Raw genomic sequence first — 7,607 nt, 5'->3', positions numbered from 1 at the left:
TCGAGGATGCCGGTCATCGGGTTGAACATCAGCACGTCGCGGGCGGTGGCCGGCAGCGCGTGGCTGCCATAGATGATCGGGGTGGCGTAGAAGCCGACCCTCAGCGCGATCCGCACGATCCGTGCGGTGTCGTTGAAGAGCACTGTGACAGGGGCGAGTATCAGGCCGACCCCCACGCTGAGCAGGAACTGGATGACGACGGCGAACGGCAGCAGGAGCAACCGGTAGTGCAGGTGCGCTTCACCCTTGAGGACGAAGAAGAGCGTGAAGGCCGCGAGCACCGGCAGCGAGAGGATGAACTCGATTCCCTTGGCGATGACGACCCGTACCACCCAGAGCTCGCGGGGCAGGTTGTTCGACCGCACGAGCCGCGCTTCGGCCTGCAGGGCCCGCGCCGTCTCGTTGACGCACTGGGAGAACCACTGCCAGACCAGCACCCCGATGATGATGAACAGGACGTAGGGCTGGTACCCGGCACTGCGGCCCTTGAAGATCAGGCCGAAGACGGCGAAGTAGATCAGCGACATCGCCAACGGGTCGATGATGGTCCAGAGATAGCCGATCGGGCTACCGGCGTACCTGACCGTGAGGTCCCGCCGCACGAGGGTCGCCAGCACCTCACGACGAGCCATGACCCCCTTCACCTGTGGCGCAAGGATCATGGGCTGTCGTCCTACTCTCTGGTCATCTCGGGTGAATCGACTGGAAGTCTAGGCGCTACTGATTGCGACGACGTTCAGGCTGCGCCGGAAGCGCTGGACGAGCGCGCGTCCGCGTTCTCCCCGGACGACACCACCTGGGTCGACGGTGCGCCATGAAAGACTGCGGTGCCTTCCCTGCTTGACCGGGATGCGGGGATTCGTCCATTCGAGGAAGTAGGAGACGTCTGTGGAGCCGAGCCGAGTCGTCAAACGTGGGGCGAGCCGTGGCTATAGAGCCCTCATGCGTGCCGTGCCGCACCAGCGGCTGGCCGCGCTGACGGTCCGCCTCCACCCGGCCCTGCGACAACACCTCCGTTCGTCCGACACCAGCCGGTCACGGCAGGGCACGATCTCGGTCATTGTGCCCTGCTACAACGTGGAGGCCTATCTCCCTGGCTGCCTGAACAGCATCATTCGACAGAGCTACTCCGACCTCGAGATCATCGTTGTCATCGACGGCAGCCCCGACCGCAGTGCCCAGATCGCCCGGAGCTACGCGCGATGGGACCGACGGGTCACGGTGATCGAGCAGCCGAACGCCGGCCTGGGGGCCGCCCGGAACACCGGCATCCGAAGGGCGACTGGGCAGTGGATCGCCTTCGCCGACTCCGACGACACGCTGCCCGCGCACGCTTACCGCACGATGGTGGAGTCGCTAGCGGAGACGGGTTCGGACTTCGCGGTCGGCAACATCGAGCGCCGCAAGGGATCGAACCGCTTCATACCCGCTTGGGCCAAGGACGTGCACCGTCGGACTCGGAGCGCGACCAACCTCGATGAGTTTCCCCAGATTCTGGCCGACGTGTTCAGTTGGAACAAGCTCTTTCGCCGTGACTTCTTCGACCGGGTCGTCACGTCTTTCCCCGAGGGCATCCGCTATGAGGACCAGGAACCAATGGCCAAGGCGTATGCGGCTGCCCGGTCCTTCGACGTGCTGCACCAGGTGGTCTACACCTGGTACGTCCGCGATGACGGCAGCTCGATCACCCAGCAGAAGTCAAGCATCCTCGACCTGACCGACCGGCTGACGGTGATGGGCCACGTCAACGAGGTGCTCACGAGGTGGGCCAACCCCCACGTCGTCGAGAGGTGGCAGTCCAAGTCAGTAGGTCTGGACTTGCGGGCCTATTACAACGAGGTGCCGCGAACCGGGCCCGAGTACTGGAACGCCCTGGTCTCGGGCGTGCGCGACGTGACCAAGGACATGGATGAAGCCGCTTGGGCGGGGGTCAACGTTCAGGATCGGTTGCTCGCCCGACTGGTCGAGGACGATCAGCGCGACGACGTCTGCGTGGCGCTGCGGCATCGCTCCGAGTCCGGCGACGGCGCCCTCCTGGACCTCCTCGCGACACCGACGGTCATCCGACCGCTCTATCTGGACGAGCTGCGGTTCAGACCCACTCCGGCAGACCTGCGGCCGGGTCCGACTGACGACCGGATGACGGTGACCCTGCTCGGCTACCGCCTGTGCGGACCCGACATCGAGGTCAGCGGTATGGCGCAGGTGCCAGGTGTCGATGTCGGTCACTTCGAGAGCTCGCTGACAGCTTTCTTTCTCGATGAGCACGATCGAGTGCAGACGCCCCCTCTACGGCTCACCCGGTTCAGCGACGCCACCCTCGACGAGCTGGCGAACAACAGCGCAGCGTCGCAGGCTGCGTCTGGCTTCCGGATCAGGATCAACCGCGCTGCCCTGTGCGAGTGGATCAGCCAAGAGGTCCCAGCCATGGACGACGACCCGTTGCTCCATCCCGGTTGGGCGCTCGAGCTCACTCTCGAGATCGCGGGTCGGGTCTGGAGCAGCCCGGTAACCAGTTGGGACAAACGTTGGACCGCCAATCGTCTCGATGTGTCGGAGTTGGTCGACGGCATACGCCTCGTTCCCATCTTTACGAACGGTCGAGGGTTGCACTTCCATCTCTACCGACCCCGCGTGATCGCCACGGCGGTCACCGTCCGCGACCGTGAGCTGACCGTCTCAGCTGTAGAGCGTGACGGCGCCCCCATCACTCACATCTCTGCCTCCTGTAGCGTGTTCGGACTCACTCGACAGGCGAGCACGAGCATGGTCGATGGGCAGTTCAGCGCGACGCTTCAGCTCCCGCCGTTACCGCTGGGCGCTCGCCCCAGGAAAAGCTTCGTGTGGGGCATTCGCGCCCACGTCGGTGATCAACGCCTTCCGGTCGACTTCGAGGGCTCGAGCACCGACCTGGCGTCGGACGCCGGTGAGCGGCGCCTGCGTCTCACCACGCTCACGACGGGTCGTTTGAGACTGCTCGACAGCAAGATGCAGGCCAGCGTCACCAAGGTCGACGTGGCAGCCGACGCCCGTGCCTTCACCGTCCACGGTCAGGCGGAGCCCCCCCTTGGCCAGCCGTTTGCACTGGCGCTCGTCTCGGACCACGGCCTCTGGCAGCCCGACTCGATGCAGCACGACCCCCACACCTCGTCCTTCACCGCCACCTTCACGGTGACGACCTCGCTCTTCGGTCACGAGGTCGCCCGGCCGACCGCTGGCTGGTCCCTGCGGTTACTCGCTTCGGCCGATACGCCCGCCGGCAGCCTGTGGATCTCGGTCGGACCTGCAGCGGTCATCGATGTCAGCCCACACTTCCTGCACTGGACCAAGGGTGAACGACTCGCCTTCCGATTCACCGTCACCACGGAGGCGCGAGCGTTGTGGGTCAACACCCGCTCGGTGCTCGACGAGACCGAGATGGTACAAATCGGCCAGAAGCGGCTATGGGATGGGATCCCTGCCCTGCTCCGTAGTCCGCTGCACGACGCCGTGCTCTTTTCGACCTTCGGCGGTCGATCCGCCGGGGACTCCCCGTTGGCCATTCACGACGAACTGCGCTCACGCGGGTGCCCCAGCAGGCTGATCTGGGAAGTCGCCGATGGTCTGGCCGTCACCCCAGAGGGCACTGAAACCGTGGTGATCGGCAGTGCCGAGCACGTCAAGCTGCTCCACACGTCGTCCCACTTGGTCAACAACAACAACTTCCCCTTCTGGTACCGCAAACGCCCTGACCAGTTCTACCTCCAGACCTGGCATGGAACTCCGCTGAAGCGCATCGGCAAGCATGTGCCGATGACCAACTTGTCACTCAGCTACCGTGACCTCATGAGTCGTGAGCCACAGGCCTGGGACGTCTTGCTCGCCCAGAACGACTTCGCGACCGAGGCGCTGGCCGATGCTTTTGACTACCCAGGCGAGGTACTCAACCTCGGCTACCCCCGCAACGACGCACTCACTTCGGCCGACGACAGGCGACGAGCCGCTGTTCGTAACCGGTTGGGCGTTTCCGACAACGTGCGGCTTGTCCTCTACGCACCGACGTGGCGCGACAACGTCAAGACCGCGACGGGTGGGTACGCCTTGGTCAACCACCTCGACCTCGCCAAGGTGGCCGCAGCCTTCGGCGGGGAGTCGACGTTGCTCGTGAGGGGCCATAGCAACACGCCAGGGCTGACGAGCGTGCCTGCGGCCAACATCCTCGACGTCTCGCGCTACCCCGACATCAACGACCTGATGATCGTGGCGGACGTGCTCGTGACCGACTACTCCTCGGTGATGTTCGACTACGTGAACACCGGGCGGCCGATGTTGTTCCTCGTTCCTGACCTGGCCGAGTACGCCGGCGAGACCCGTGGCTTCTATCTCGACTTCGAGAACATCGCTCCCGGGCCTCTGCTCTCAACCACCGAGGAGGTGCTCGACGCACTGGCGAGCCTCGATCGGGTTTCCACAGACTTTGTCGATCGCTATGCGTCGTTCAAGGAGACATTCGCCCCGCGCGACGATGGCTCGGCCGCAACCCGAGTCGTCGACGCGATCTGGGGCCGGTAGGTCGGATCTGGAGCCCTGCAAGCCCCTCGGTCAGCAACGCGCGGGCACGACCACCAAAGAATCGACCACACACCCGGGCTCCGGGCTCAGCGACGGCAGCCTCGGTCGGCCGTTCGGGCGTAGAGCGTGTACCTCACCCCGAGCAGGCTCCGCTGGGTCACTCGCGAGATCTCGCCGGCGTAGGGCGTTGCCCGCACCGGCCGGGGGGCGAAGCGCCCGGACGCGCACAGCTGGGCGTCTCGAAACAGGTCGGTGACCCAGAACGGGTAGGTCGACCGGACGGGGTGGTAGACCACCCGGCCAGGCTGGTGGAAGCCGAACCACTCGTAACCGGCGTCGATGGTGGCCGGCTCGTACCCGAGCTTCGTCACCTGCTGGCCCAACCGCCACTTCGCCCCGTCGAAGGTGGCTGACGCGTCGACCTGGGCCAGGCCCACCCCTCCCATGGCCAGTACCGCGACCACCGCCAGCACCGGTCGTGCGGAGAAGCGCAGAAACCGTCGCGCGGTGTAGGCGGCAACCGCCGCCAGAAAGGGAACCGCCGGCAGAACGTAACGGTCGAGGGGGCGTCCACCGGTGAAGAGGCAGACGCCGATCGCCAGCAGCACGGTCACCAGTCCGAAGCAGAAGAACAGGGTCAGGGAAGCTGGAGTGTCCGCTGGAGCCGCCTCGTCACCATCGGCGGCTGAGGTGATGGAAGGAGTCGCCCGTCGACGCAGTGACGACACCACGTGGGCGACGAGGAGGGTGAGCAGCACGGCCGTCGAGACGTTCGCCATCGCGACAAGGACCCACCACACCTCCTTGCTGAAGACCCGCGGTGGGGAACCGGTCAAGGTGCCGGAGTAGGACCCCCCGAGGCGGATGTAGTTGCCGGTCAACAGCGGGACGTTCTTCAGGGCGGCCCAGGTGAATCCCGCCACGAGGACAACCAGCAGAGGCGCCCAGCGGAGCAGGGTGCGCACCAGGCCGCGGCCGATCACCGCCACGACCACGGGAAACAGCAGGAACCCCAGCGTCGTGACGAAACCGACGATGACGTCGGCCATCCGCTTGTCCGTCGACGGGCCTGCTGCCAAAGCCCGGTCGCCGGTCACCAGCGTCGCCCGCCACAGAAAGAGGGCTACCGCCACGGCCATCCAGAGGGCGCCGGCCCCGAACGCCACCAGCACGATCCGGACCGAGCGCCTCCCCCGAATGAGAAGGGTGAGCAGGATGGCGCCGGCCGCAGCCGCTGAGTACTCGCGCACGGTGAAGGCGGCGAGACAGAGCGCGAGCGAGCCGATCAGCCAGCCCCAGCGAATCGCAGGGCCCCGGAAGGCCCGGACGGCCACCAAGAGGGCCAGCACCATCAGCGCCATCGCCGGCACGTCTGACATGAAGGTGACGCTGACGTTGCCCCAGATCGGCCCGGCGGCCAGACAGGCGACACAGAACAAGGCCCAGAAGGGCTCCAGGAGGTCACGCAGCACGCGGTAGATCATCCACAGGGTCAGGGCGGAGAGCGCAGCAACAGCGATCTGCAGGGGCGCGATCTGCTGACCGAACACCGCCACCACCGGACTAGCCATCGCCACCTGGCCCACGAGCATGGTGCTCGTGTAGGGGTCGAAGGACAAGCGACCCGTGGTCGCGAAGTTGAACGCCAACCGGTAGTAGACCCAGTCGTCATTCCTCGCCGCGCCCAGCGCTCCGTGCCACGCGGCCAGGCCTACGTAGCCGCTCGACACCACGATGGCACCGAGGGCTGCCAGCATGAGTTCACCGCGGCCGAGTGCCGTCGGCTTTCCCGACGCGGGGCCAAGAGGTGGCGGTACCTCGTCTGGAACAGTGGCCATCTCAGACAAGGCCTACCCCCGGAATGCTCCACGGCACGTCATGCCCTGGCTCCTCGAGGTGGCGCCAGATGGGCCGGGCAAGGGGGAGTGTCACAGTCGGTCCCATCGTGCTGTGCCATGCGTACCGGATGGCGCGATCCTCAACGGTGGTTGCATCCCGCTCCGCGGCTCGTGCTGACCTGCCGGTCATGCCGAACCGCCCGCCGTTCCTGTGTTCCGATCGTTGACCAGCCCGACCGCACGCTCGAACTCACTCAGGACCTCCTCGTTGTACGCCACGGGGTCGAACGTGCCAGCGGGCACCAGATCGGTGAGAGCGTCGTCCATCCCTCTGACCAGACCCTCGACCGACCGGTCGACCACCCGACCGACACCTTCGGGCAATGCTGATGCTACTGAGTCGAAGCCCGTGGTCACGACAGGCAGACCAAGCACGAGGGCTTCGAGGATCACCATGGGCTGGCCTTCGTAGTCGCTCGACAGCACGAAACAGTCGCATCGCGCCATCAGAGACCACGGGTTGTCGCTGCTCCCGAGGAGGTGCACCGCCTCAATGAGCCCCAAGGCGGCAACCTGTTGTTCGAGAGCCGACGCCAGAGGTCCGTTTCCGATGATCACCAGCCGGGTTTCTGGGTGAGCGCGGTGTACCTCGGCAAAGGCCGAGATCATCCGTGCGTGGTTCTTCTCAGGAGACAGTCGCCCCACGCTGACGAAGGAGAAGACGTCATCAGCACCCAGTGGCACCTCGGTGCCGAAAGGCTCGAGTGCTGCCGATCGGATCCGGTGATGGTCGACGGCGTTACGAGCGAAAGTGAACTGCGAGTGCTCTGCGAGATGACCCAGCTTGCGCGCGTTGATGTCGCGCAATGACCGGGACACCGACACCAGTCGGTCGTAGCGCGCGTAGGCCGAGAACACCCCCGCGAGGTTCTTCTCGTGCGGTCGGTGTCCCCCCACTTGACGACGCTGGTCGGCAGCCAGGTCATTGTGCTGGAAGACGGCCCACCGGCCGGCCGGCGCCACCGAGAGGAGATAGGTCCAGAGGGGTGAGTAGCCGCTGAAGTCGACGACGACGTCGAAATGGGTCGTGCCGACGACGCGACGCCACTCGTTCCTGAGCGACTCATCCAACCTGCCACGCTCGTCGACGCTGAGCTCGGCCAGGCGCCCCTCGAGCAGCCGACGCTTACGCACCCAGTCTCGCTTGGAGGGCACCCA

4 protein-coding genes are annotated in these 7,607 nt (G+C 65.8%); 1 reads left to right on the top strand and 3 read right to left on the bottom strand.

The window, feature by feature from the left end; all coding sequences use genetic code 11:
* Positions 1-632, bottom strand: a 632-nt coding sequence (locus tag ABI385_RS17730) for an ABC transporter permease (protein ID WP_348105089.1), incomplete at its 3' end; no start/stop codon positions are given.
* A 310-nt stretch (positions 633-942) separates the two neighbouring features.
* Here ABI385_RS17730 and ABI385_RS17725 point away from each other — a divergent pair.
* Positions 943-4,551 (top strand): CDP-glycerol glycerophosphotransferase family protein, encoded by a 3,609-nt coding sequence (locus ABI385_RS17725; RefSeq protein ID WP_348105088.1) that lies wholly within the window; start codon positions 943-945, stop codon positions 4,549-4,551.
* A gap of 86 nt (positions 4,552-4,637) precedes the next feature.
* On the opposite strand, the gene ABI385_RS17720 is transcribed toward ABI385_RS17725, so the two are convergent.
* Together ABI385_RS17720 and ABI385_RS17715 are read right to left on the bottom strand one after the other, a co-directional pair.
* Complete coding sequence (locus tag ABI385_RS17720) at positions 4,638-6,308, bottom strand: glycosyltransferase family 39 protein (RefSeq protein WP_348105087.1); 1,671 nt, start codon at positions 6,306-6,308, stop codon at positions 4,638-4,640.
* A gap of 267 nt (positions 6,309-6,575) precedes the next feature.
* The coding region (locus ABI385_RS17715; RefSeq protein WP_348105086.1) for a glycosyltransferase at positions 6,576-7,607 on the bottom strand (1,032 nt) is incomplete at its 5' end.

The sequence above is a fragment of the Lapillicoccus sp. genome, from assembly GCF_039935575.1.
GTDB lineage: Bacteria > Actinomycetota > Actinomycetes > Actinomycetales > Dermatophilaceae > Lapillicoccus.
Note: the sequence above shows the minus strand (reverse complement) of the source record. Positions and strands in the feature narration are given on the sequence as shown.

Coding starts and splice junctions, on each gene's coding strand:
- ABI385_RS17725 (WP_348105088.1), top strand. CDS start 943: ATGCGTGCCGTGCCGCACCAGCGGCTGGCCGCGCTGACGGTCCGCCTC.
- ABI385_RS17720 (WP_348105087.1), bottom strand. CDS start 6,308: ATGCTGGCAGCCCTCGGTGCCATCGTGGTGTCGAGCGGCTACGTAGGC.